The sequence below is a fragment of the Natronococcus occultus SP4 genome (assembly GCF_000328685.1).
Lineage (GTDB): Archaea > Halobacteriota > Halobacteria > Halobacteriales > Natrialbaceae > Natronococcus > Natronococcus occultus.
Map to the genome: position 1 here is coordinate 3,955,570 of NC_019974.1, position 21,679 is coordinate 3,977,248.

The 21,679-nt window shown below is 66.9% G+C and carries 25 protein-coding genes; 13 read left to right on the forward strand and 12 right to left on the reverse strand.

Annotation, left to right across the window (positions count from 1 at the left end; all coding sequences use genetic code 11):
- Nucleotides 1–166: 166 nt before the first annotated feature.
- The 3 genes from NATOC_RS19165 to NATOC_RS19175 all read left to right on the forward strand — a co-directional run bounded on the left by NATOC_RS19165 (nucleotide 167) and on the right by NATOC_RS19175 (nucleotide 2,340).
- The gene (locus tag NATOC_RS19165; protein WP_015323141.1) at nucleotides 167–1,309 is read left to right on the forward strand and encodes a bacterio-opsin activator domain-containing protein; all 1,143 of its coding nucleotides are present in this window, start codon (nucleotides 167–169) and stop codon (nucleotides 1,307–1,309) included.
- Nucleotides 1,310–1,355: 46 nt separating this feature from the next.
- Nucleotides 1,356–1,682, forward strand: coding sequence for a HalOD1 output domain-containing protein (locus NATOC_RS19170; RefSeq protein WP_015323142.1), 327 nt, complete (start codon nucleotides 1,356–1,358; stop codon nucleotides 1,680–1,682).
- Between the two features lie 73 nt (nucleotides 1,683–1,755).
- Nucleotides 1,756–2,340 carry a diacylglycerol/polyprenol kinase family protein gene (locus NATOC_RS19175; protein WP_015323143.1) on the forward strand — a complete coding sequence of 195 codons (585 nt, stop codon included), beginning with the start codon at nucleotides 1,756–1,758 and terminating at the stop codon, nucleotides 2,338–2,340.
- Here NATOC_RS19175 and NATOC_RS19180 read toward each other — a convergent pair whose 3' ends face one another.
- Complete coding sequence (locus NATOC_RS19180; protein ID WP_015323144.1) at nucleotides 2,341–2,988, reverse strand: helix-turn-helix domain-containing protein; 648 nt, start codon at nucleotides 2,986–2,988, stop codon at nucleotides 2,341–2,343.
- 83 nt (nucleotides 2,989–3,071) lie between these two features.
- Here NATOC_RS19180 and NATOC_RS19185 point away from each other — a divergent pair, with 83 nt between their 5' ends.
- Nucleotides 3,072–3,992 (forward strand): hypothetical protein, encoded by a 921-nt coding sequence (locus NATOC_RS19185; protein ID WP_015323145.1) that lies wholly within the window; start codon nucleotides 3,072–3,074, stop codon nucleotides 3,990–3,992.
- Nucleotides 3,993–4,001: 9 nt separating this feature from the next.
- On the opposite strand, the gene NATOC_RS19190 is transcribed toward NATOC_RS19185, so the two are convergent.
- Genes NATOC_RS19190 through NATOC_RS19200 form a run of 3 tightly spaced genes read right to left on the reverse strand, consistent with a single transcriptional unit; the run spans nucleotide 4,002 to nucleotide 5,155 of the window.
- On the reverse strand, nucleotides 4,002–4,502 hold the full coding sequence (locus NATOC_RS19190) for a TspO/MBR family protein (RefSeq protein ID WP_015323146.1): 501 nt from the start codon (nucleotides 4,500–4,502) through the stop codon (nucleotides 4,002–4,004).
- A gap of 45 nt (nucleotides 4,503–4,547) precedes the next feature.
- Nucleotides 4,548–4,940 (reverse strand): PIN domain-containing protein, encoded by a 393-nt coding sequence (locus NATOC_RS19195; protein WP_015323147.1) that lies wholly within the window; start codon nucleotides 4,938–4,940, stop codon nucleotides 4,548–4,550.
- Entirely contained in the window at nucleotides 4,937–5,155 is a 219-nt protein-coding gene (locus NATOC_RS19200; protein ID WP_015323148.1) for a DUF7557 family protein, read from the reverse strand. Before NATOC_RS19200 ends, NATOC_RS19195 begins: the two co-directional genes overlap by 4 nt.
- Nucleotides 5,156–5,267: 112 nt before the next feature.
- Here NATOC_RS19200 and NATOC_RS19205 point away from each other — a divergent pair, with 112 nt between their 5' ends.
- The 3 genes from NATOC_RS19205 to NATOC_RS19215 all read left to right on the forward strand — a co-directional run bounded on the left by NATOC_RS19205 (nucleotide 5,268) and on the right by NATOC_RS19215 (nucleotide 10,071).
- Nucleotides 5,268–7,712 carry a DEAD/DEAH box helicase gene (locus NATOC_RS19205; protein WP_015323149.1) on the forward strand — a complete coding sequence of 815 codons (2,445 nt, stop codon included), beginning with the start codon at nucleotides 5,268–5,270 and terminating at the stop codon, nucleotides 7,710–7,712.
- Nucleotides 7,713–7,977: 265 nt separating this feature from the next.
- Nucleotides 7,978–9,576, forward strand: coding sequence for an HTTM domain-containing protein (locus tag NATOC_RS19210; protein WP_015323150.1), 1,599 nt, complete (start codon nucleotides 7,978–7,980; stop codon nucleotides 9,574–9,576).
- Between the two features lie 78 nt (nucleotides 9,577–9,654).
- Nucleotides 9,655–10,071: a thiol-disulfide oxidoreductase DCC family protein gene (locus NATOC_RS19215; protein WP_015323151.1), complete on the forward strand. Its 417-nt coding sequence runs from the start codon at nucleotides 9,655–9,657 to the stop codon at nucleotides 10,069–10,071.
- On the opposite strand, the gene NATOC_RS19220 is transcribed toward NATOC_RS19215, so the two are convergent.
- From NATOC_RS19220 to NATOC_RS19235, 4 genes are all read right to left on the reverse strand, one after another.
- Nucleotides 10,068–10,817 carry an Sjogren's syndrome/scleroderma autoantigen 1 family protein gene (locus NATOC_RS19220; RefSeq protein WP_015323152.1) on the reverse strand — a complete coding sequence of 250 codons (750 nt, stop codon included), beginning with the start codon at nucleotides 10,815–10,817 and terminating at the stop codon, nucleotides 10,068–10,070. The genes NATOC_RS19215 and NATOC_RS19220 overlap by 4 nt on opposite strands.
- Nucleotides 10,818–10,862: 45 nt before the next feature.
- Entirely contained in the window at nucleotides 10,863–11,285 is a 423-nt protein-coding gene (locus tag NATOC_RS19225; RefSeq protein ID WP_015323153.1) for a GNAT family N-acetyltransferase, read from the reverse strand.
- A 37-nt stretch (nucleotides 11,286–11,322) separates the two neighbouring features.
- Nucleotides 11,323–11,757, reverse strand: coding sequence for an ester cyclase (locus tag NATOC_RS19230; RefSeq protein WP_015323154.1), 435 nt, complete (start codon nucleotides 11,755–11,757; stop codon nucleotides 11,323–11,325).
- 113 nt (nucleotides 11,758–11,870) lie between these two features.
- Complete coding sequence (locus NATOC_RS19235; RefSeq protein WP_015323155.1) at nucleotides 11,871–12,317, reverse strand: TIGR00725 family protein; 447 nt, start codon at nucleotides 12,315–12,317, stop codon at nucleotides 11,871–11,873.
- Between the two features lie 198 nt (nucleotides 12,318–12,515).
- Here NATOC_RS19235 and mdh point away from each other — a divergent pair, with 198 nt between their 5' ends.
- Complete coding sequence (gene mdh, locus NATOC_RS19245; RefSeq protein ID WP_015323156.1) at nucleotides 12,516–13,430, forward strand: malate dehydrogenase; 915 nt, start codon at nucleotides 12,516–12,518, stop codon at nucleotides 13,428–13,430.
- A 137-nt stretch (nucleotides 13,431–13,567) separates the two neighbouring features.
- A complete protein-coding gene (locus NATOC_RS19250; RefSeq protein ID WP_015323157.1) occupies nucleotides 13,568–14,773 on the forward strand; it encodes an inorganic phosphate transporter in 1,206 nt (401 codons plus the stop codon).
- A gap of 9 nt (nucleotides 14,774–14,782) precedes the next feature.
- Here the strand turns inward: NATOC_RS19250 and NATOC_RS19255 are convergent, their stop codons facing one another.
- Both NATOC_RS19255 and NATOC_RS19260 read right to left on the reverse strand, forming a co-directional pair.
- A complete protein-coding gene (locus tag NATOC_RS19255; protein ID WP_015323158.1) occupies nucleotides 14,783–15,217 on the reverse strand; it encodes a universal stress protein in 435 nt (144 codons plus the stop codon).
- A 45-nt stretch (nucleotides 15,218–15,262) separates the two neighbouring features.
- On the reverse strand, nucleotides 15,263–15,508 hold the full coding sequence (locus NATOC_RS19260) for a ferredoxin (protein WP_015323159.1): 246 nt from the start codon (nucleotides 15,506–15,508) through the stop codon (nucleotides 15,263–15,265).
- Between the two features lie 169 nt (nucleotides 15,509–15,677).
- On the opposite strand from NATOC_RS19260, the gene NATOC_RS19265 reads away from it, so the two are divergent.
- The 4 genes from NATOC_RS19265 (at nucleotide 15,678) to cgi121 (ending at nucleotide 19,694) form a co-directional block, all read left to right on the forward strand.
- A complete protein-coding gene (locus tag NATOC_RS19265) occupies nucleotides 15,678–16,034 on the forward strand; it encodes a DUF7344 domain-containing protein (RefSeq protein ID WP_015323160.1) in 357 nt (118 codons plus the stop codon).
- Nucleotides 16,031–16,762, forward strand: coding sequence for a DICT sensory domain-containing protein (locus NATOC_RS19270; protein WP_015323161.1), 732 nt, complete (start codon nucleotides 16,031–16,033; stop codon nucleotides 16,760–16,762). The genes NATOC_RS19265 and NATOC_RS19270 overlap by 4 nt, the downstream gene beginning before the upstream one ends.
- Nucleotides 16,763–16,854: 92 nt before the next feature.
- Nucleotides 16,855–19,197 carry an ATP-dependent DNA helicase gene (locus tag NATOC_RS19275; protein WP_015323162.1) on the forward strand — a complete coding sequence of 781 codons (2,343 nt, stop codon included), beginning with the start codon at nucleotides 16,855–16,857 and terminating at the stop codon, nucleotides 19,195–19,197.
- Nucleotides 19,197–19,694, forward strand: coding sequence for a KEOPS complex subunit Cgi121 (cgi121, locus tag NATOC_RS19280; RefSeq protein ID WP_015323163.1), 498 nt, complete (start codon nucleotides 19,197–19,199; stop codon nucleotides 19,692–19,694). Before NATOC_RS19275 ends, cgi121 begins: the two co-directional genes overlap by 1 nt.
- Here cgi121 and NATOC_RS19285 read toward each other — a convergent pair whose 3' ends face one another.
- Nucleotides 19,695–20,465, reverse strand: a complete 771-nt coding sequence (locus tag NATOC_RS19285; RefSeq protein ID WP_015323164.1) for an iron-sulfur cluster assembly protein — start codon at nucleotides 20,463–20,465, stop codon at nucleotides 19,695–19,697.
- The gene (locus NATOC_RS19290) at nucleotides 20,465–21,529 is read right to left on the reverse strand and encodes an amidohydrolase family protein (RefSeq protein WP_015323165.1); all 1,065 of its coding nucleotides are present in this window, start codon (nucleotides 21,527–21,529) and stop codon (nucleotides 20,465–20,467) included. Before NATOC_RS19290 ends, NATOC_RS19285 begins: the two co-directional genes overlap by 1 nt.
- Nucleotides 21,530–21,679 lie beyond the last annotated feature (150 nt).

A 21,679-nucleotide genomic window follows, 5' to 3' on the forward strand; every position in this document is an offset into this window, starting at 1 on the left:
AACCGCCGCGTTCCTTATTCCGATCGCGTTCCTACCGTTCTCGGATGAAGGGTGTACACAGTTCGGACTATCGGCCGACGGGCGGATCGATCGCGGTCGCGGGCGGGTGCCCCGAAAGCGAGGGGTCAGCGACGAAGCGTCGAAGCGATCCGACGGCGGTGAAGCGGTGACTGGAACGCCGTCGGACGACCGTTCCGACGATAGAGCGGACGCCGACCGACCGACCGAACGGACGCAGTCGCCTCCGGGAGATCTCGCGCGGCGATTCTTCGACGCGACTCCGGTCGGGACCGCCGTGATCGACGCGGACGGCGATTATGTGTTCGCGAACGAGCGGGCGAGGACGGTGCTCGGGCTGACGGACGAGGAGCTCGCCGATCGACCGTACGACCACGACGACTGGAAGCTCTACTACGACGACGGAACTCCCGTTCCGGTGTCGGAGAACCCGGTGATGCAGGTCTTCGAGACCGCCGAGCCAGTGTATGGGTTCCAGCACTGGCTCGAGTTTCCTGACGGCTCCGAGCGGTGGCTCTCGAGCAACTCCGCGCCGATCCTGGACGAGGCGGGCGACGTCGAGTTCGTCGTCATCGCCTTCGAGGACGTCACCGCGCTGAAGCGCCGCGAGAAACGTCTGACCAGCGACCACGTGCGTCGCCTCGAGTTTCGCGCCGACGGGCCGGCGGTCCCGTCCTCGCTTCGCGTCGAGGGTGGGGAGACGCGCATCGAGATCGATTCGGTCGTCTCGCTGTCGGACGAGACGGCCGTCCAGTACATGGGAACGGACGACCTCGGTCCCGGCGAGTTCGTCACGGCCGTCGAAGAGGTACCTCACTACAAGGACGCGCGCCTGCTCAGCTCGATCGACGGCTACAACCGCGTCGAGGCCTACGCCGAGCCGACGACCGTCGCGTCGGTGTTTCCCTCGCTCGGGGGTCGCGCCCGCAGCATCGTCATCACGCCGGACGAGGTCAGGTTCCGGGGCGAGCTACCGGGCGACGTCGATCCCCGGCTGGCCGCCGAGGGGATCCGGGAGTTCCACCCCGACGTCGAGCTCGTCTCCGAGGACCTCGTCTACTCGCCACACCTGCTGTACGACGTCGTCGCCGACGCGCTCACGGATCGGCAGCTGGCCGTCCTCGACGCCGCGTACTTCGGCGGCTACTTCGACACGCCGCGGGCGAGCACCGGTGACGAGCTGGCCGACAGGTTCGGCGTGACTCGACAGACGTTCAACCAGCACCTCCGCAAGGCCCAGCAGACGGTCTTCCGGCACCTCTTCGAGGAATCCGGTGCGGAGGCACGCTGACTGGTCAGCCTCCACGCTTACGCCGGTGGCGTAGTACTGTGGAACAATGAGCGACAGGCCGACCTCCGCAGACGCCGTTCCCTCGATCGACGCCGACGGCGTTGGCTACGACCCCACCACCGAAACGCTTCACGCCCGGTTCGATCCGGAAGCGGAATCGATTACAGTGTCGCTCGTCGAAGCGGTCGCGACCGCGATCGACCGCGACCCGGTCGCAATGACGCCGCTGTTCGAGGCCGTCGATCCCGAGGCGCTCTCGGCACTTGTGGCCTCGACCCGGGACGGACCCGTCGAGGTATCGTTCGCCTACGAGGACTGTTATGTAACCGTCTCGACCTGTGGCGACGTCGTCATCGAACCGCCCGAGACCTGACCCCCGCGGTCTCAGCCTGTCAGCCGAAACATAACCGACGCACTGAAGGTCACTTCCTTCGAGGCACGAGGTGATGGCCGACGAACTGAAGCGCCGGCTGGTCCACTCGAGCGGAGCGGGGCTGGTCGCACTGTATCTCCTCGCTGACTATTTCGGGGTCGGACTCACCTGGGATCGGTTCCGGCTCCTGATGGTGGCGCTCTCGCTCGGCGTCATCGGGCTCGAGTTTCTGCGGCTGCAGGTCGGGCTCGACTGGTGGATCTACGAGAAGCTGACCCGCGAGTACGAACAGGATCAGTTCGCCGGCTACGGCTACTACATGGTCAGCATGACCGTCGCGGTCCTCCTGTTCGAACCACAGATCGCCCTCCCCGCAATGTTGATGCTCGCGATCGGCGATCCGATCAGCGGCGCTGTCTCCGACGACACGCTCAAGACCGTCAAGGGACCGACGGTGCTCGGGACGATGTTCGTTGTCAGCGCCGTCCTCGCGGCACCGTTCCTCTACGAGGCGCCGCCGGCGGTGCTCGCGGCCGCGCTCGGCGCGACGATCGCCGACGGGATCAAGGTACAGGTCGGCGACTTCATCGTCGACGACAACCTGACGATCCCCATCTACGCAAGCGTGCTGGCGTATCTCGCCCTCGAGTTCCTGTAGCTACGGCCCGCCGTCGAGGACGCCCGCCACCGCTCGCGCTTCGCCCCGGCGCAGCAGCCCGGAGGCCGTCGACACCGCACAGCCGAGCTCGGCGGCGACGTCCTCGATCCCGTTTCGTCGGGGCACCTCGTAGTAGCCGAGCTCCCGGGCGACCGCGAGAGCCTCCCGCTGGCGGTCCGAAACGACGTCCCCGGAAACGGGAAGCTCGTCGCTCGCCCACAGCACCTCCAGCGAGACGCCCTCCGGCACCGTCTCGAGGATCGTCCCGAGGTCGTCGGGGTGGCCCACGAGCGTCAGGCGCATGGTCCGATCGGCACGAACCTCGATCGGCGGGACGACCACCACGGTCTCTCGCGCGAGCGCGTCCAGCAGCGAGCGTCCCTCCGGGCCGAGTTCCTGGCGCAAGTAGAGGAAGAACCCGTCCTCGGCGGGCGTGATCTCGTACTCCAGAACTCGCTCGGAGTCGGCGAGCAACGGCTCGTAGGCTGCCGGGTCGCCGTCGACGAACGACGTGATCGTCTCGACGTCCTCGACGGCCTGCCCGCCGAGGATCAGCTCCCGCTCGAGGTCGGGCGACGTACAGATCCCCTCGTGGATCGGGGGAAGCGCCTCGCTGGCGTATCGGAGTTCGATCCCGACGGACTTCATGTCCGTCGGTACGGACGGCGATAACTTAAAATGGCGATAGGTTTCGGGAGTACTGCAAACCGAAGTCGTGCCGATCGTTCGGTATGGAGTTTCGAACCTGGAGACGCCGAACCGTCGCGCTGGGAGCGCTCGTCGCCGCCAGCTACGCATGGCAGCGGACGCGTCCGGCTCGAGCCGACGATCGGCAGGGAACGATCACCGAGCGCCACGGCGCGGCCTTTCTCGTACGCCGACCCGTCGACGCGAATCGAGTCGAGTCGGTCCGCGAGGCGGTCGCGGGACTCTGTGCGGACCCCGACGACCCCAACCCGCTGCTCGGTCTCGAGGACGCGACCACGGCGTCACTGTTCCTCGACACCGGCGGCGAATCCCCGTCGCTGTGCTGGTACGTCGAAATCCCTCGCTCCGCGATCGTCGACTGGGCCGATCCCGAATCGCGCGTCGAGGCGGCGTTTCCCCTCGAACACGGTGCGATCGGTGACGAAATGGCGGTCGACCGCGAGCTGCTGGTCCACGCGGTCAATCCGAACCGACCCCGAACCGCGACGGGGACCGACGACGGCCCCCTCGTCGTCGGCCCGGACGGCGAGTGCGGCGTCGACGTCGACCTCGTCCAGTTGCACCTGAAACCGGGGGTGGCCGAGCGGCTCGCGGACAGATTCGCCGGACTCTCCCGGCGCGTCGCGGCGGGGGAGGTCGAACTCGGCCCTGTCGAAACGTGGAGCGCGGCGATGCTCGAGGCCGAGGAGATGTACACCGAGTCGGTCGTCCTCGAGCGACGACCCGAGGGATACCTGCTCTACGGATACATGGAGACCGCCGAGATGGCGAGGGTGTACGACGCTTACTACGACACCTGGAACCCGATCGCCCGGCTCTCGGAGCTGGTTCTCGGGCGCGTCCTCGAGGAGCCGGCCCAGATCCTCGAGTATCCGCTCGGGAGCGATGTCGACGTCCTCGCCCACGCGGTCGATCCGGACCGACCGCGCCGACCCGAGGAGTGAGGGGACCACTCAGGCGTTCAGTCGCCAGATCTCGAAGTTGAGGACGGCGGCGAAGCTCACCCAGAGGAGGTAGGGGACGAGCAACGCGGCGGCGCGGCGATCTACCCGTCGGAAGGCGGCGATGGTCGCGACGACGAGCACCCAGAGGAGGGCGATGATCCCGAACGCGACGAGCAGCCGCTCGAGCGAGAAAAAGGCGGGCGTCCAGGAGACGTTGACCGCCATCTGGACGACGAACAGGCCGAGCGCGAGCCGACGGCCGTCGCTGTCGCTGCGCCAGACGAGCCAGATCGCGACGCCCATGAGCGTAAACAGTAGCGTCCAGACGATCGAGAAGGCGATCCCGGGCGGGTAGAACCAGGGTTTGTCGAGCGCCTGGAACCAGGCCGTATCCGACGACGAGATCAGCGCGGGTGCGCTGCCGACGGCGTTGACCAGGACGACGAAGCCGACGGCGGTGAGGATCGATCGCGGCTCCGGCAGACCGAGGGTGCGCCTCGAGGTTTCCATACGTCCTCGACGAGCCACAGCTGCTTGGAGGGTGACGTTGCAACGTCAGAGAAATGTGACCTCGAGCAAGTTAGTGAGTGCTGCGACTTCGAAGTCGGCGTCTGCGACGACGAGGAGTTCGTCGTGGGCTATCGAAGCCCCTGCGATGAACGCATCGCGGGCGGCGAGGGGTTGTCCTTGGTTGCGTAGTTCGTCCTGCAACTCCCCTGCAGCGCGGGCGGTTTCACCGGCAGTTTCGACGGTCGTTACCCACTCGAGCGCACCGTCGACCGCATCCAGATTCGTCGGGCCGTTTTTGAATATTTCCCCCTGGTACACCTCGAACAACGCGAGCGGCGGCGTAACTGCGCGCTCGTCGAGGTGGCTCTCGACGTACGAGACGACGTCATCGTTGCCGTCCAAGTACTCGATCAGCACGCTGCTGTCGTACAGTGTCATCCGTCGTCGGAGCCGATTCCGCGTTTCATCTCCGTTCGAGCCTGCCGAGCTTTCTCGGCGGCGTCGGTATTCGCCCAGAGTCCGGCCCCTTCACGAACCGTTTCGCGCCGTTCGCTGACGAGTCGCGATAGCAGGTCGTCGAACGTTTCGTCCTCACCCTTGAGTGCTGCGAGTGCTGCGTGCGTATCCTCGTCGACACGGATACTCTTGCTCATACTAGTGTGTATACAACGCCGTATACAAGAGTATTGTGTCGGTTCCGGATACCAGCTTCACTTTCACCCCGATACGCGAACCCTTATTCGCGGCGAGGATGAACGCCCGGCAATGGCAGCGACGGACGAGGACGGCGGACAGCCGACGATCGATCACCCCTTACTCGAGCCGAACTTCCTCGAGCGACGGCTCTACCAGCTGAAGCTCGCGGGCACGGCCGCGAACCACCACACGCTGGTCTGTCTGCCGACGGGGCTGGGGAAGACGACGGTGAGCCTGCTGGTGACCGCCCGCCGGCTCGAGGAGGTCGGCGGAACCGCCCTGATGCTCGCGCCCACGAAGCCCCTCGTCCAGCAACACGCCGAGTTCTACCGAGAGGCCCTGCAGGTGCCCGACGACGAGATCGTCGTCTTCACGGGCGACGTCAGTCCCGACGACCGGGCCGCGCTGTGGGAGGACGCGACGGTCGTGATGGCCACCCCGCAGGTCATCGAGAACGACCTCGTCGGCAGTCGGATCTCCCTCTCTGACGTTACGCACTGTACCTTCGACGAGTGCCACCGCGCGACGGGCGACTACGCGTACAACTACATCGCCGAGCGCTATCACGCCGACGCCCGCGACCCGCTCGTAACCGGAATGAGCGCCTCCCCCGGCGGCGACGAGGAGGCCATCCTCGAGGTCTGCGAGAACCTCGGGCTCCAGGAAGTGGAGGTGATGACCGAGGAGGACGCCGACGTCGCCGAGTTTACCCACGACACCGACGTCGAGTGGGAGCGCATCGACCTCCCCGAGGAGGTCCTGGAGATCCGCGACGCCCTGAACGAGGTGATCACGGACCGCCTCGAGACCCTCAAGGAGCTGGGGGTCGCTGGCTCGACCCAGCCCGACCAGTCCCAGAAGGATCTCAACCGGATGCGCGCCGAGCTCCAGCGGCTGATCGACAACGACCAGTCGGAGGGGTTCGAGGGGATGTCCGTTCACGCCGAGGTGATGAAGCTCCGCCAGGCCGTGACGCTCGTCGAGACCCAGAGCGTCGAGGCCCTGCGGCGGTACTTCGACCGCCAGCGCAACCAGGCCCGGTCCTCGGGGGCCTCGAAGGCCAGCCAGCGGATGGTCTCGGATCCCCGCGTTCGCGAGGCGATGCGAAGGGCCGAGAAGTTCGACGAGCTCCACCCGAAGTACCGCAAGAGCCGGATGCTGCTGGCCGAGACTCTGGGGCTCGAGGACGGCGAGCGGGTGATCGTCTTCACCGAGTCCCGCGATACGGCGGAAGCGCTGACGGAGTTTTTGAGCGAGAGCTTCGACGCGAAGCGCTTCGTCGGCCAGGGCGACCGCGAGGGCTCGGACGGGATGACACAAAAGGAACAACAGGAGGTACTCGACGCCTTCCGGGCCGGCAAGTTCGAGGTGCTGGTCTCGACGTCGGTCGCCGAGGAGGGGCTTGACGTCCCCGAGGTCGATCTCGTCCTGTTCTACGAGCCCGTCCCGACGGCGATCCGGTCGATCCAGCGCAAGGGTCGTACGGGTCGCCAGTCGGAGGGACGGGTCGTTGTCCTGCTGGCCGAGGACACCCGCGACGAGGCCTACTTCTGGATCTCGAAGCGCCGCGAGAAGGAGATGGAATCCGAGCTCCGCGAGCTGAAGGGGATGGCCGACGAGCTCGAGGAGGAGCTCGACGACGCCCAGCAGTCCCTGGCCGCGTTCGAGAGCGGAGCGAAAGTGAACGGGGAAGGCGAAAAACCACAGGAGGGAAGCGGATCTTCCAGCGGAAACGAGGGGGTTGGCGACCGACCCGGACTGCAGGAGTTCGACGCGGAGAACTCGGAGTCGAGTAGCAACGCCGACGGATCGAGCGACGACGCCGCGGACGTCGCGACCCACGAACCCCACGCCGAGGGCGACCGCGTCGAGGTCGTCGCCGACCAGCGCGAGATGGACGCCAACATCGCCCGCGAGCTCTCGCGGCGCGAGAGCTACGAGGTGCGCCTCGAGACGCTGGAGGTCGGCGACTACGTCCTCTCGGATCGAGTCGCCGTCGAGCGCAAGTCCGTCGCCGACTTCGTCGACTCGCTGGTCGGGGGCGACCGCTCGGTGTTCGAGCAGGTCGGGGCGATGAGCCGCCACTACGCCCGTCCGATCGTGGTCGTCGAGGGCGAGGGGCTGTACGAGCAACGCGACGTCCACCCCAACGCCGTCCGGGGGGCGCTCTCGAGTTTGGCCGTCGACTTCGGAGCGAGCGTCCTCCGGACCGAGAGCGAGGCCGACACGACGGACCTGCTCGCGGTGATCGCCGGCCGCGAACAGGAGGTCGGTGACCGGGAAGTGTCGGTCCACGGCCAGAAGCAGGCCAAGACGATGGCCGAACAGCAGGAGTACGTCGTCTCCTCAATCGCCGAGATCGGGCCCGTCACCGCCCGAGCGCTCCTCGAGGAGTTCGGCACCGTCGAGGCGGTGATGATCGCGACCGAGGACGAACTGATGGAAGCCGACGGCGTCGGTCGGGTAACCGCCGAGCGGATCCGCGACGTGATCGGCAGCGAGTACACCGGCTGACCGACGAGACGGTACAGCTTTCGGTGAGTATGGACGGAAAATATATACCGGTTGCGTCTCGATTATCGAAGAGACAACCGACCCGCTCCCTCGGCCGTCGGGACGCGGGACCACTCGCGTTCTCGACCCGGGGCCGGGCGACCAGCGGAGGGGTGCTACAGAATGGACGACGCCACACACCGCGAGCACAGCCACGAAATCGAGGTTCTGTCGATCGACGGCACGAACCGACAGCCGACAATCGGCCTGCTGGGGCCGGGGAGCGATGAGTAGCGCCACCTCTAGCTTCGATGCCCTTGCCGGGCGGCTTCGCCGGGCGGTCGCGAATCGGGTCCGGATCGATACCCGGACGCTCGCGGCGTTTCGCGTCCTCGCCGGACTGTTGATCATCGCCGACCTGCTCCTGCGGAGTCGGAACTTCTCGTTTTACTATACGAACGACGGCGCCGTCCCACAGTCGCTGGCCCAGGCGATGAGTTCCGAGGGGGCGATCTCGATCTACCACTACACGACCGATCCGACCGTCATCGCCGGCCTGTTCGTGCTGCAGGGGTTGATCGCCGTCCAGCTCATCGTCGGTTACAAGACCCGGATCGCGACGATCCTTTCCTTCCTGCTCGTGGTCTCGCTCGATCACCACAACCCGCTGGTGTTGAGCTACGCCGACACGCTGTTCCGGCTCCTCTTGTTCTGGGCGATCTTCCTCCCGCTTGGCGAGCGGTGGTCGATCGACGCCGTTCACGCCGACCGGGAACCCCGAAAGGGGATCGCCAGCGTCGCGTCGGCGCTGATCCTCGCCCAGATGGTGGTCATGTACATTGTCAACGGCTACCACAAGGCCCACGACGAGCTCTGGACGAGCGGCGAGGCGACGCCGTTGATTATGGGGCTTCACGACACGACGTTTTTCCTCGCACCCTACCTCCGGGAGTTCCAGACGCTGCTCCAGATCGGCGGGCTGACGTGGTTCTACATGTTGCTGTTCTCCTGGCTGCTGTTCGTACTGCGGGGCCGACTGCGGATGGCGCTCGTCGGGATGTTCGTGGCGTCACACGCCTCGTTTATCGTCACCGTACGGATCGGCGCGTTCCCATACGTCGCGATCGCCGGCGTGATGCTGTTCCTCCAGGCGCAGTTCTGGGACGATCTGAAGGCGGTCGCTCGCTATCTCGGGGTCGACCTCGACGCCATCGACGCTCGACGGGAGCGTCTCGCCGGGCTCGCGAGGCGAGTCCCCGACGTCCGACTCCGGGGCGAACGTCAGCGCCGCGCGCGCGAGCTCGGTTATAACGCGGCGATCGGCGTCGTCGTGCTCTCGATCGTGCTGTTCGTGGCCCTCTCGATGCTTCCGATCGGCGGCGTCGCCGACGAGGAGACCGTCGTCGAGGAACAGATCGAGGACCGCGCCCAGCAGCTCAGCATCGACCAGCCCGACTGGAGCGTCTTCGCACCGACGCCGCGGACGACCGACAGCTACTACGTCTTCCCGGCACAGACCGCCGACGGCGAGGTGGTCGACGTCTACAACGGCCAGTCGTCGGTCTCCTACGACCGCCCCTACGAGGGGAGCCAGATCCAGGAGCAGTACGGCTCCTACCGGGAGCGGTTCTACATGAACAGCGTCCGTCGCGGGGGGATGCAGGGAACCAACGACGCCGACGACTCCCTGGCGGAGTACATCTGTACGAGCTGGGAGGAAGAGCAGGGAACGGAGCTCACCCACGTGAACATGTACCGGGTCTCCGAGGACGTCACGATGGACACGGTAAGCGATCCGGACGATCGCGACCGGAGCGTCGATCTCGTCTCCGCCCACGGCTGTGGTGACAACGAACCCGCGGAGATCCAGCCGCCCGACTTCTAGGGGTCGAGCCGGTTTCATCCCTGCCGTCGCGGTTTCCGACCGGAATTCTGAACTGCGAGCGCTCCGAACTGATGCTCAATGAGCAAGGAGATCCCCGAGGACGCGCCGATCGTCCTCTTCGACGGCGTCTGTAACCTCTGTGCCGGGTTCGTCCAGTTTATCGTGCCGCGGGACGACGAGGAGATCTTTCATTTCGCGTCGCTACAGTCAGACGTCGGCCAGCGCCTGCTGGCCGAGCACGGCCTCGCCGAGGACGGCCTCGAGTCGATCGTCCTGATCGAGGGCGAGGACGCCTACGTCAAGTCCGCGGCCGTCCTCCGGATCGGCGAACGCCTCGGCGGCGTCTACGCCCTCGGGCGGCCGCTCCGATATCTCCCGCGACGACTCCGTGACTTGGGGTACGACGTCGTCGCGGCCAATCGGTACCGCGTGTTCGGCAAGAAAGACCAGTGTATGATGCCGACCGGAAACGTACAGGAGCGGTTTCTCGACTAGCGTAGCGTCTCGAGGGTCTCGCCGGCCTCGCGGGCGGCCTCGAGACACTCGCGGGCGTAGCGGGGATCGTCCGTCTCGCTTGCCTCTCGCGCGAACTTCTCGAGGGCGGCGACCAGCGAGGCGCGGGCGTCCTCGAGCTCGCCGGAGCCCGAGGTCGCTCGTGTTCGCGAGTCGGTCGCTCGTCGCGATCGGTCAGCGGGACGGCGTGACTCACCGTGGTGGCGGTCCCGCTGTGCCCGATCGGGCTCCGGATCGCGAGATCGGTCGTCCCGGGACTGCGTTCTGACCTCCCCGTCGGCCGTCGACCGCGACGGGGGCGAGGACGGCCGCGCACTCGCGTCGCCCGCGGGGTCGGTGTCGGCGGTCTGGCCCTGGCCCGCGCGGTCGGGTGCCGTGTCGGGGCCGTCAGCGTCGGTTTCGGACCGCGTCACGTCGATTTCGGGCTCGGGGCGGTCCGACCCGTCCGCGCTTTCGTCGGTCCCCTCGGGCTCGGGCCCGTCCTCGGCCGGCTGGGCCTCGAGACTCGTTCCCTGGACGGCGTCGGGGTTGCCGTGACAGCTCGGACAGAACGTCGTGTCGTCCTGCTGGAAGAGCGGGTCACCACAGGTTCCGCAGTGATTGTTGGTCATCGTCGCGCCCTTGAGCAGAAGGTCGCTCATCCGCTGGGTTGCCTCCCGCTCTGCCTTGTCGCGTTCGTACTTCTCGCGAAGCTTCTCGCGTTCGGCTTCCTTGTCGAAGTCGCTCATACCCGTCGAAAGGCGCCCGAGCGTCGAAAAAGCTGCGACAGGCGATCAGTCGATCCAGCGGTGCATTCCCTTCGACGCGGGACGGAGCTCCTCGTAGCCGAACTCCTCGTAGAAGCCGTCGACGTCGGCGACCAGATTGACGTACGCCTCCGGGGGTGCCTCACGCTCGAGGTAGGCCTCGAGCCGTTCCATGATCCGCGTGCCGAGTCCTCGGTCCTGGTGGTCCGGGTGGACCGCCATATCACATATCTGATAGACCGTGCCGCCGTCGCCGACGAGCCGTCCCATTCCGACGGTTTCGCCGGTCGGCTCGTGGACCGCGACCGCGGCGTGGAGCGAGTTCGGCAGCCCGCGCTCGATCCCCTCGCGGGAGCGTGAGGACATCCCGGTCACCTCGCGCAAGCGGGCGAACGTATCCGGATCGGGAAGCCGATCGTGTACCGTGTACGGATCGCTGTCGTCGGTCACGATCGGAAGTAGTCGGGGCGGGAAAAAGCGGTACCGATCAGATCCGGAGGTGCGCCGGGGGGTCGACGACCTCGAGTTGCTCAAGCAGTCCGAGCCGATCCTCCTCGAGCCAGACCTCGGCGATCTCGTCGCCGTCGATCCGGTACATCGCCATCCCGCTCCACTCGGCGGCGTATCCCGTCGGTTCGACGTCGCGGTACTCGCCCGTGTGGGTCCCACCGACCGTGTACCGGACCGCGACGAGATCGTCCTCGGCGACTATCGCCTCGGTCGTCCCCGAGTAGTCCGGGAACGGCTCGAAGTGTGCCTCGAGCTTCTCGAGGAGTTCGTCGACGCCGTGTAGTTCGTCGTGGATGCCGTGCTCGACGACGTCGTCCGCGAGGAGCTCCGAGAGCGTCTCGCGGTCCCGGTCGTTGAACGCGGCCAGATACTCCCGAACGAGTTCCGTGTTCGATCCAGTCTGGGTTGCCATACTTTTACCTCGGCGGACGCTCCCTCGGCGGAGCGTCGGTTCTAGAGTCGACAGACTAGCTGTTGTTTGTTACCATCTGTCAACCAGCGGAGACGGGACGACGCGAGCAGCGGTTACTCGGAGACCGCGGCCTCCACTGCGTCGACGGCCGCCTGCGGCGTCTCGACGGCCTCGATTCCCGGCAGCTCGTGGGTCTCGAGGCCGACGACGGGTCGATCGTAGACGCCGGCGAACCCGATCTCCGAGAGCGTGCCGTGGCTCCCCGCGAGCGCGATCACCGCCGCGCCGTTCAGCGGAACGAGCGCGTTCCTGGCGTGGCCGAGCCCCGTCGCGATCGGGACGTCGACGTAGTCGTTCGCGTCCGCCGGGCGCTCCGTCGGGAGGATGCCGATCGTGCGTCCGTCCTCGGCCTTGGCACCGCGACAGACCGCCTCCATCGTCCCGCCGAGGCCACCACAGACGACCGTGTGTCCTCTTCGACCGAGCTCCCGACCCACGGCCTCGGCTCGAGTGCTCGCCTCGTCCTCGATCCGTCCGCCGCCGATGACGCTGACGCGCATGCTCGAGGACGCGACGGCGAGTCCAAAGATCCGTTCGATCCCGAACCGCGTCGACGCGCCTGGGCAAAAACGGGACGAAACGGGCGAGAGCGGCCCCGACTCGAGATTCGACGATCGACGTATAATTTCTCGTCAGTATCGGATGATCGTGGGCGTTCCGACGGATTTAACGCCTGGGATGGTGCAGTTTCACGTGGTATGACGAAAGTTAGCGTGGTCGGTGCGGCCGGAACGGTCGGAGCAGCCGCGGGCTACAACATCGCGCTCCGAGACGTCGCGGACGAGCTCGTCTTCGTCGACATCCCCGACAAGGAAGACGACGCGGTCGGCCAGGCCGCCGACACGAACCACGGTGTCGCCTACGATTCGAACACGACGATCCGGCAGGGCGGCTACGAGGACACCGCCGGCTCGGACGTCGTCGTCATCACGGCCGGGATCCCGCGCCAGCCGGGCCAGACCCGGATCGATCTGGCCGGGGACAACGCCCCGATCATGGAAGACATCGGGTCCTCGCTGGCCGAGCACAACGACGACTTCGTCACCGTCACCACCTCGAACCCGGTCGACCTGCTGAACCGCCACCTCTACGAGACCGGCGATCGGAGCCGCGAGAAGGTGGTCGGCTTCGGCGGGCGGCTCGACTCCGCCCGGTTCCGGTACGTGATCGCCCAGCGCTTCGACGTCCCCGTCCAAAACGTCGAGGCGACGATCCTCGGCGAGCACGGCGACGCCCAGGTCCCGGTCTTCTCGAAGGTCCGCGTCGACGGCAAAGACGTCGAGTTCTCCGACGACGAGAAGGAGGAGCTGCTCGAGGAGCTGCAGACCTCGGCGATGAACGTCATCGAGAAGAAAGGCGCCACCGAGTGGGGGCCCGCGACGGGCGTCGGCCACACCGTCGAGGCGATCCTCCGTGACACCGGCGAGGTGTTGCCCTGCAGCGTCGCCCTCGAGGGCGAGTACGGCCACGAGAACACCGCCTTCGGCGTCCCCGCGAAGCTCGGCGCCGACGGCGTCGAGGAGGTCGTCGAGTGGGACCTGACCGAGTTCGAACGCAACCAGCTCGGCGAGGCCGCCGAGAAGCTCTCCGAGCAGTACGACGAGATCGCGTAACGGACGACGACGTCCTCGTCGCTTCGTTCTTTCGGCGCCGAGCACAGAGCGCGAGTCCGTCCTGCGGACCCGCTGATCAGTGCAAGTAAAACCCGCAAGAACGCTTTTCCGAACGGTCGTAGAAACGCGAAGAACGGATGGTCACGCCGTCGTTCGTCCTGCTCGTCGGGATCGCCGTCATCACCTGTCTGTGTATGGCGTGGGTGCTCGGGGCAAACAGTAACTCGCCGCCGTTCGCGCCAGCGATCGGTGCGAACGCGATTTCGACGATGCGAGCCGCGTTCGTCATCGGTTTGCTCGCGGCCGCTGGCGCGCTCATGCAGGGCGGGAGCATCTCCGAAACCGTCGGCGCGGACCTCATCGACGGCGTCACGATTACGCCGCTTGCCGCCACTGCGGGACTGCTCACCGCGGCGGCGTTTATGGGGATCGGCATCTACACCAGGTACCCGATCCCGGCGGCGTTCGCGACGACGGGCGCGATGGTTGGAGTCGGGCTTTCGCTGGGCGGAGATCCGGCCATCGCGACCTACCAGCGACTCGGCACGTTCTGGCTACTCGTCCCGATCATGTCCGGCGGGCTGGCGTTCGCCACGGCGACGCTGTTGCGACGCGACGACGTGCCCGAGACGATCGGCGTCCCGCTGCTCGCGGGCATCGTCGGGGCGATCCTCGCGAACATCCGACTCGGCGTGATTCCGGATCCGGCGGCCGACCAGGGGACGCTCGCACGGTTCGTCTCGACCCACATCGGGGGTGAGCCGGAGCTGGCTGCAAACGTCGACGTCGGGATGGTTCTCACGACGATCGCGCTCGGCGTGCTCGCGTTCGGGTGGATCCGCAGGCAAGTCCTCGTCTCCGTCGAAGGTGGAATCCGTTCGTTCCTGCTCATCCTGGGCGGGATCGTCGCGTTCTCCTCGGGCGGTTCGCAGGTCGGGCTCGCGACCGGTCCACTCGAGCACCTGTTCCGGATCGAGCTCGGCCTGCCGGGGATCGTCCTGCTCGGCATCGGGGCGACCGGTATTCTCGCCGGTGCGTGGATGGCCGCACCGCGGCTCCTACAGGCGACGTCCCGGGAGTATGCCCAGCTCGGCGTCCGCCGATCGATCGCCGCGCTCGTCCCGGGCTTTATTATCGCCCAACTGGCGATCGCGCTCGGAATCCCGATCTCGCTCAACAACATCGTCCTCTCTGGGGTCATCGGCGGCGGGCTGGCCGCGGGCTCCGCTGGCGTCTCGCGGCGCAAGATCGGCGTGACGATCACCTTCTGGCTGCTGACGCTGGGGAGCTCGACCGCTGTCAGCTACGGACTCTACCGAGCGTTCGCGACGGTCGCCGGGTGAGGACCGTGGCTACTCGACGACCGTCACCGGACGCGATGTCCGGTTGATGACCGTCGTGGCGACGCCGCGGCCGAGAAACCGCCGAACGAACCCCGTCGTCCTGCTCTCGTGGCCGTACATGACGACGTGGTCGACGTCGTGCTCGCTCGCGTACTGCGGGATGACGGTGCCGGGCCGTCCCTCCGCGACCTCGATCCGAACCCGATCCGCGGCTTCCGGAGTGTCGACCGTCTCCAGCAGCCGAGACGCACGGTCGCGCGACCGATCCGTCCGTTCGTCGCTTCGCTCGAGCACCCCGCCCTCGCTCAACGGCGCGTCGAGCGGCGTCACGACCGCAAGCAGCGTGACCGCGGCGTCGGGAAACGTCTCGAGAGCATAGGCGAGTCCCTCGTCTTCCCCCGGATGGCCGAGGGTCGGAACGAGAACGCGGTCCGGGTCAGCCATGTGGCGGCGTTCAGCGTCGACACCTATCCGTCTATCGGCGACGAATCAGGGAATCAGCTGCTCGCCGTCGTCGTCGTAGATCGTGATCGCGTCGACGGGACAGGTCCGGGCCGCGAACTTCGCGTCGAGTTCGGCGTCCTCGGGCACCTCGCGGACGAAGATCCCGTCTTCGACCTCCTCGGCGTCCTCGAGGACGGCCTTCCCCGCCGATTTGTCCTTCTCGAAGGCGTCCCACTCGGCGACGCACTGGTACATTCCGATACAGGTGTCCTCGTCGAATTCGACCTTCATGGGCGGGGATTGAACCGATCGTCGTAAATCGTTAGCGGTCGCGACGACGGACGCCGGCAATATCCGGCGTCGACATCGCTCACGGCAGGTGAACTAGTCCGATCGAGGACAGTCATCGACTTTTTGAACACGGCTTATAGTCTCGAGAGTCTAATTGTGCCCAACAATCATGAGTGACACTCACAAGGATCTCTCCGCGCTCACGAACGGTGCTCCCGAGCACACCGTCGACGAGCTCCTCGGACTCCTTTCCGAGCGGGAGATCCGCACCACGCTGGGTTACCTGTACGATCACTCGGACGCCACGGTCGACGAACTCGCCGCGGTGGTCGCCGGTACCGAGGCCGTCGGCGAAGAAACGATCGCCGGACAGCGGGCGTACGATCGGGCCCGAATCAGTCTCCACCACTCGGTGTTGCCCCAGCTCGACGACCACGGGCTCCTCGAGTTCGATCCCGACGCGGGTGCCGTCGACGAGGTCGACATCCCGTCGGCCGTCTACGAGGTGCTCGGGGTCGGCGGATGACCGTCGAGACGCTGGGCGACACGCTCGCGGCCGTCGAGCGCGAACGAAAGCGGCTCGAGGTCTACACCACCGACAGCGACGTCGCGGCGGAGCTCCAGCGACAGTTCACGACCCGCAACGTAACCGTCGAGTACCGCCGCGCCGCGGCGTTCGAGGACGGGTTCGTCGTGATCCGGGACGGGGACGGCGAGTTTCGAGGCGCGCTGGGACTCGAGGGGTTCGACGCCGTCCTCTCGCCGGAGATCCATCCGCCATGGACCCTCAACGAGGACGTCCCCGACACCAGGGAGCTGTTCGACTTCCTCGAGAACACGCTGTTCGCCGCCTACGATCGCCGACGGATGCTCGCGGCGGCCAGGGAGATCGAGGAGCGCGCCTGGCGCAGCGCTGCAGGTAGGCTGTACGCCGGCTTCCAGCGTGAGGCGGCGTTTGACGACCAGCGGGCGGTGTACGGCCGTCTCACTGCCCGCGGCGAGCTGTCCGTAACGGCGTTCGTCGACGGGGCGAGGGAGTCGACCGACGACATCCCGCTCGTCGCCGGTTCGGGCGAGCTCGGGCAGTTCTGGCTCGTCGCCTTCGACGGCGCTGGCGACGACTACGGGAAGTGCGCGCTGGTCGCCGAGGAGCGCCGACCCGGTCGGTACTACGGCTTCTGGACCTACGATCCGGAGCTGGTCGACGAGCTGTTCGCACACCTCGAGACGAGCTACGACGTGCCGAGCGCGTAGGCGGCGAACGGGTCGACCGATCCGTCGGAAGCGTCGGGCCCCGAAGCCAGCGATACGACAGTTTAAACCGCGGGACGCACCAACTGCGGGTAATGAACATCGAGGAGCTGTCGGGGCTCCCGCCCGGCGCCGTCGATCACTTCCGGAGCGAGGGGATCGAGGAACTCTACCCGCCCCAGGCCGAGGCCGTCGAGGCCGGCGCGACGGAGGGCGAGAACCTCGTCGCAGCCGTCCCCACTGCCAGCGGCAAGACGATGATCGCCGCCCTGTCGATGCTGTCGGCGATCGAGCGCGGCGGGACGGCGCTGTACATCGTCCCGCTGCGGGCGCTGGCCAGCGAGAAACGCGAGGAGTTCGCGGCCTACGAGTCCTTCGGCGTCGACGTCGGCGTGACGACGGGCAACTACGAGTCGACCGACGACTGGCTCGCGGCGAAGGATATCGTCGTCGCCACCAGCGAGAAGGTCGACTCGCTCGTGCGCAACGGCGCGAGCTGGCTCTCCGAGCTGACCTGCGTCGTCAGCGACGAGGTCCACCTCATCGACGACCGGAATCGAGGACCGACACTGGAGGTTACCCTCGCGAAACTGCGCCGGCTCAACCCCGACCTCCAGACCGTCGCGCTCTCGGCCACGGTCGGCAACGCCGACGAAATTGCAGAGTGGCTCGACGCCGAGCTCGTCGACACCGACTGGCGGCCGATCGACCTGCAGATGGGCGTCCACTACGGCAACGCCCTGAACTTCGACGACGGCTCGACCCGCGAGGTGCCCGTCGAGGGCGGCGAAAAACAGGAGGCCGCCCTCGTTCGCGACATCGTCCGGGAGGGCGGGTCCTCGCTCGTGTTCGTCAACTCCCGGCGAAACGCCGAGGCCGCGGCCCGCAGGCTGGGCCAGGTGACGAGTCGGGAGCTGACCGACGACGAACGGAACGACCTCGCCGAACTGGCCGACGAGATCCGTGAGGACAGCGACACCGAGACCAGCGCTGATCTCGCCGACTGCGTCGAGCGCGGCTCCGCGTTCCACCACGCGGGGCTCTCGAGCACCCAGCGCTCGCTCGTCGAGGACGCCTTCCGCGAGCGCCTGCTGAAGGTGATCTCGGCGACGCCGACGCTGGCCGCGGGCGTGAACACCCCCGCCCGCCGGGTCATCGTCCGCGACTGGCGGCGGTTCGATCCGAGTGCGGGCGGGATGGCGCCGCTCGACGTCCTCGAGATCCACCAGATGATGGGACGGGCCGGACGACCGGGACTCGACCCCTACGGCGAGGCCGTCCTGCTCGCGAAGAGCCACGACGAGAGCGAGGAGCTGTTCGACCGCTACGTCTGGGCCGACCCCGAACCGGTCCGCTCGAAACTCGCGGCCGAGCCCGCCCTGCGGACCCACGTGCTGGCCACGATCGCCTCCGGATTCGCCCGCACGCGGGAGGGATTGCTCGAGTTCCTCGGGGCGACGCTGTACGCGAGCCAGTCGACCGAGCCGGGTCGGCTCGAGACGGTCACCGACAGCGTGCTCGACTACCTCGAGCGAAACGACTTTGTCGAGCGCGACCGCGGAGATGGAAGCGATGAGGCCGGCGCGTTCACGACCGCAGCCGACCTCGCAGACGACGGCGGCCGAAGCGAAGACCTCGAGGCCACCAGCCTCGGCCACACCGTCTCGCGACTCTACCTGGATCCGATGAGCGCGGCCACGATCGTCCACGGGCTCGAGGACGCCGACGACCGTCCCACTGCGCTGGGGCTCTACCAGCTCGTCTCCCGAACCCCGGACATGTACGAGCTCTACCTGCGCTCGGGCGAGGACGAGAAGTTCGGTGAGCTCTACTACGAGCGCGAGAGCGAACTGCTCGGTGACGCGCCCAGCGAGTTCGAAGAAGATCGCTTCGAGGACTGGCTCGCCGCGCTGAAGACGGGGAAGCTGCTCGAGGACTGGGCCCAGGAAGACGACGAGGAACGGATCACCGAACGGTACAAGATCGGGCCGGGCGACCTGCGCGGGAAGGTCGACACCGCCGAGTGGCTGCTCGGGGCGGCCGAGTCGCTGGCGAACGAGATCGACAGCGAGTGGACCGTCGCCGTCCGCGAGGCCCGCGCCCGCGTCGAACACGGCGTGAGCGAGGAGCTGCTCGAGCTCGTCTCGGTCCGCGGCGTCGGCCGCAAGCGTGCCCGGCAGCTGTACGCCGTCGGCATCGAGGAGCCCGCCGATCTCCGCACCGCGGACAAGTCGGTCGTCCTTGGGGCACTCAAAGGTGAGAAGACCGCCGAGAACGTCCTCGAGAACGCCGGCCGCGAGGACCCCTCGATGGACGGCGTCGAGGCCGACGCGTCGGTCGCGGCGACGGACTCGAGCGACGGCGACGGCACCGCCGAGACGGATGCGACCGCGACGACCGACGACGAAGAGAGCCAGTCCAGCCTGGGTGATTTCTGATGGAGCTGCTCGAGTGTACCCTCTCGATCGACGACCTCGACTCGTTCGTCGCCGAGCTCGGCGCGATCGGCGAGACCCACGGAACGACCCTGCAGGCGTTCGACGCTCGCTACGTCGCCGGCCCTCACCACCTCAAGCGGGCCGTCGAGCTCGCGGACCGATCGATCGCGCGCGGCGAGAACGTCGCCCGCGACCGGGCCGTCGAGTTCCTGCTGTACGCCGCGGGACGCCGCCAGATCGACCGCGCGCTGGAGATGGGTGTCGACAGAGGCGAGAATCGGGCCGTCGTCCTCGCGGACGGGGGCGCGGAGGCCGCGGCGCTCGAGGACGTCCGGGAGCTCGCGGCGTTCGCCGGGACGGCGTCGACCCTCGAGGCGCTCGACGAGGACGTCCTCCAGGAGTTCTTCGAGATTCCCGACCGCGAGCGCGCGGCGACCGACGCCTCGCTGGGCGCCCTGGTTCGCGAGCGGGTGGCGCTACTCGAAGTCGAGAAGTGACTAGTCGGACGCCGCGTCGTCGAGCCGTTGCTCTCGGGACTCCCGGAGCCCGTCGCAGATCCCACCCTGACTCGACATGTTGACCTGCGCGAGCCGTCCTCGCCGATGCACCAGCTCGAACTCGTCGGGATCGATCGGCTCGCCCTCGGGAGTCAGGAACAGCGGGTCCGTGTCGGCGTCGACCAGCCCCGTCTCGCGGGCCTTTTCGAGATAGCGGTCGATCGGTTCCGCGGGGACGGAGACGGCGACCGCCCGGTCCGCGAGGTAGATCGTCAGTCGATCGTCGCTGTCGGTGCGCTCGAGATCCCGCGGCCGGAGCGAAACGATCGTCTCGGGATCGAGTCCCGCCTCGAGCAACGCCTCGACGGCGTCGTACTGGCGGGCGGTTCTGGCCTTGCGGTCGAGCTCTGCACGGACGGCGTCGACGGTGTCCTCGGCGTCGGGAAACGCCTCCGGGAACGACCGCCCCACGTTCACGCCCCGGTTGATCTCGATCTCGTGCATGTGCTCGTGAAGGTAGATCCTTGCCCGCTCGACTGCGGGGAGTTCCTCGACCGCCGTGCGGGAGTCGACGGCCATCATCCAGGCGAACGCGGGCGAACACCACGCCGTCGGCAGCGTCAGGTGGACAGTGACGGTTCGGGCCTCGATCTCGATCGCGTCGATATACTCGAGGACGACGATCGAACGGTCGAGTTCGGGATCGGTGACCCGGTCCAGTCGGTCGCGGACGGCCTCCTTGGAGGGGCCGTCGGGTGTCTGATCGGTCATCAGTCGTCGGCCGCCGCGGGGGCGTCGCTCGCGTAGTGGTCCTCGAGGCCGAACCGCTCGCTGATCTCGTCCTCGCGGAACTGCTCTTTCTTGGCCTCGATATCGATATCGTACAGCTCGGCGGCGTTCTCGCCCATTACCTTCCGTTTGGTCTCGAGATCCCACTCGACGCCGTACTCCATTCGGTCCTCCTGGGTGAGCTCGGCCTCGAGAACCTCCTCGACGAGCCAGTCGGGGTTCCAGATGGCGTAATCCGAGCCGAACAGGATTCGGTCCTCGCCGAGCCACCACAGCAGTTCCGAGAGGATTTCGGAGAACTTGGCGGGACGGTTCTGGGCGAAGGGCGCGGCGACCGCGAGCCCGCCGTAGACGTTTGGCTCCTGGGCGGCGATCCAGCAGAAGTCGTCCAGCCGCGGCAGCCCGACGTGTTCGACGACGAAGTTGAGATCGGGAAACGACGACGCCGCGTCGTCGACGTCGGCGACGTCGAACGCGTCGCGGTTCAGCGGCCGGATCGTCGGCCCCTTGTGGGCGTGGATGTTCTTGATTCCCAGCTCCTCACATTTCTCCAGGAATTCGAAGGCGTCCTCGTCGTCAAGGCGCCACCCCTTCGACTCGTCGCGCCACTCCGCGGTGTAGAGCTTGACGCCCTGAATGCCGTAGGTGTCGTGGAGTTCCTCGAGGTACTCCAGTCCCTCCTCGCCGTCGCGAGGGTCGAAGGTGCCGTTGAGGACGAACCGTTCCGGGTACTCGGTCGCGAGCGCGGCGTTTTGCTGGGTCGTGTTGAACCCGTCCTCGTAGAACTCCGTGAGGTAGGTCGGCTGGAAGATCGCCATGTCCGCGGCGGCGTTCGCGAACAGGTCCTCGACCATTCGCTCGGCACCGTACTTGCGGTACTCCTCGATGCTCCACTGACGCTCCTCGGGCGTGAACGTCGTGTGGTAGTCGTAGAAACACTGGATGAACTCCTCGCCGCCCTCGTGGGTGATGTTCCCCTCGGTCGCGTCCCACAGGTGGACGTGACCGTCGATAACGAAGATCTCCTCGCCGTTGTGGTCGTACATCGCAGTATGGTGCTAGATATCAACAACCATTATTCTTCGTGATGGGTTCCTGACCGGTGGACCGGACGTCGCTTCGACGACGGTCGTGTTCGTGAAGCGATACGTCGGGCGAACGTTTTCACCTAGTACGACAAAGCGTGACGTGGTATC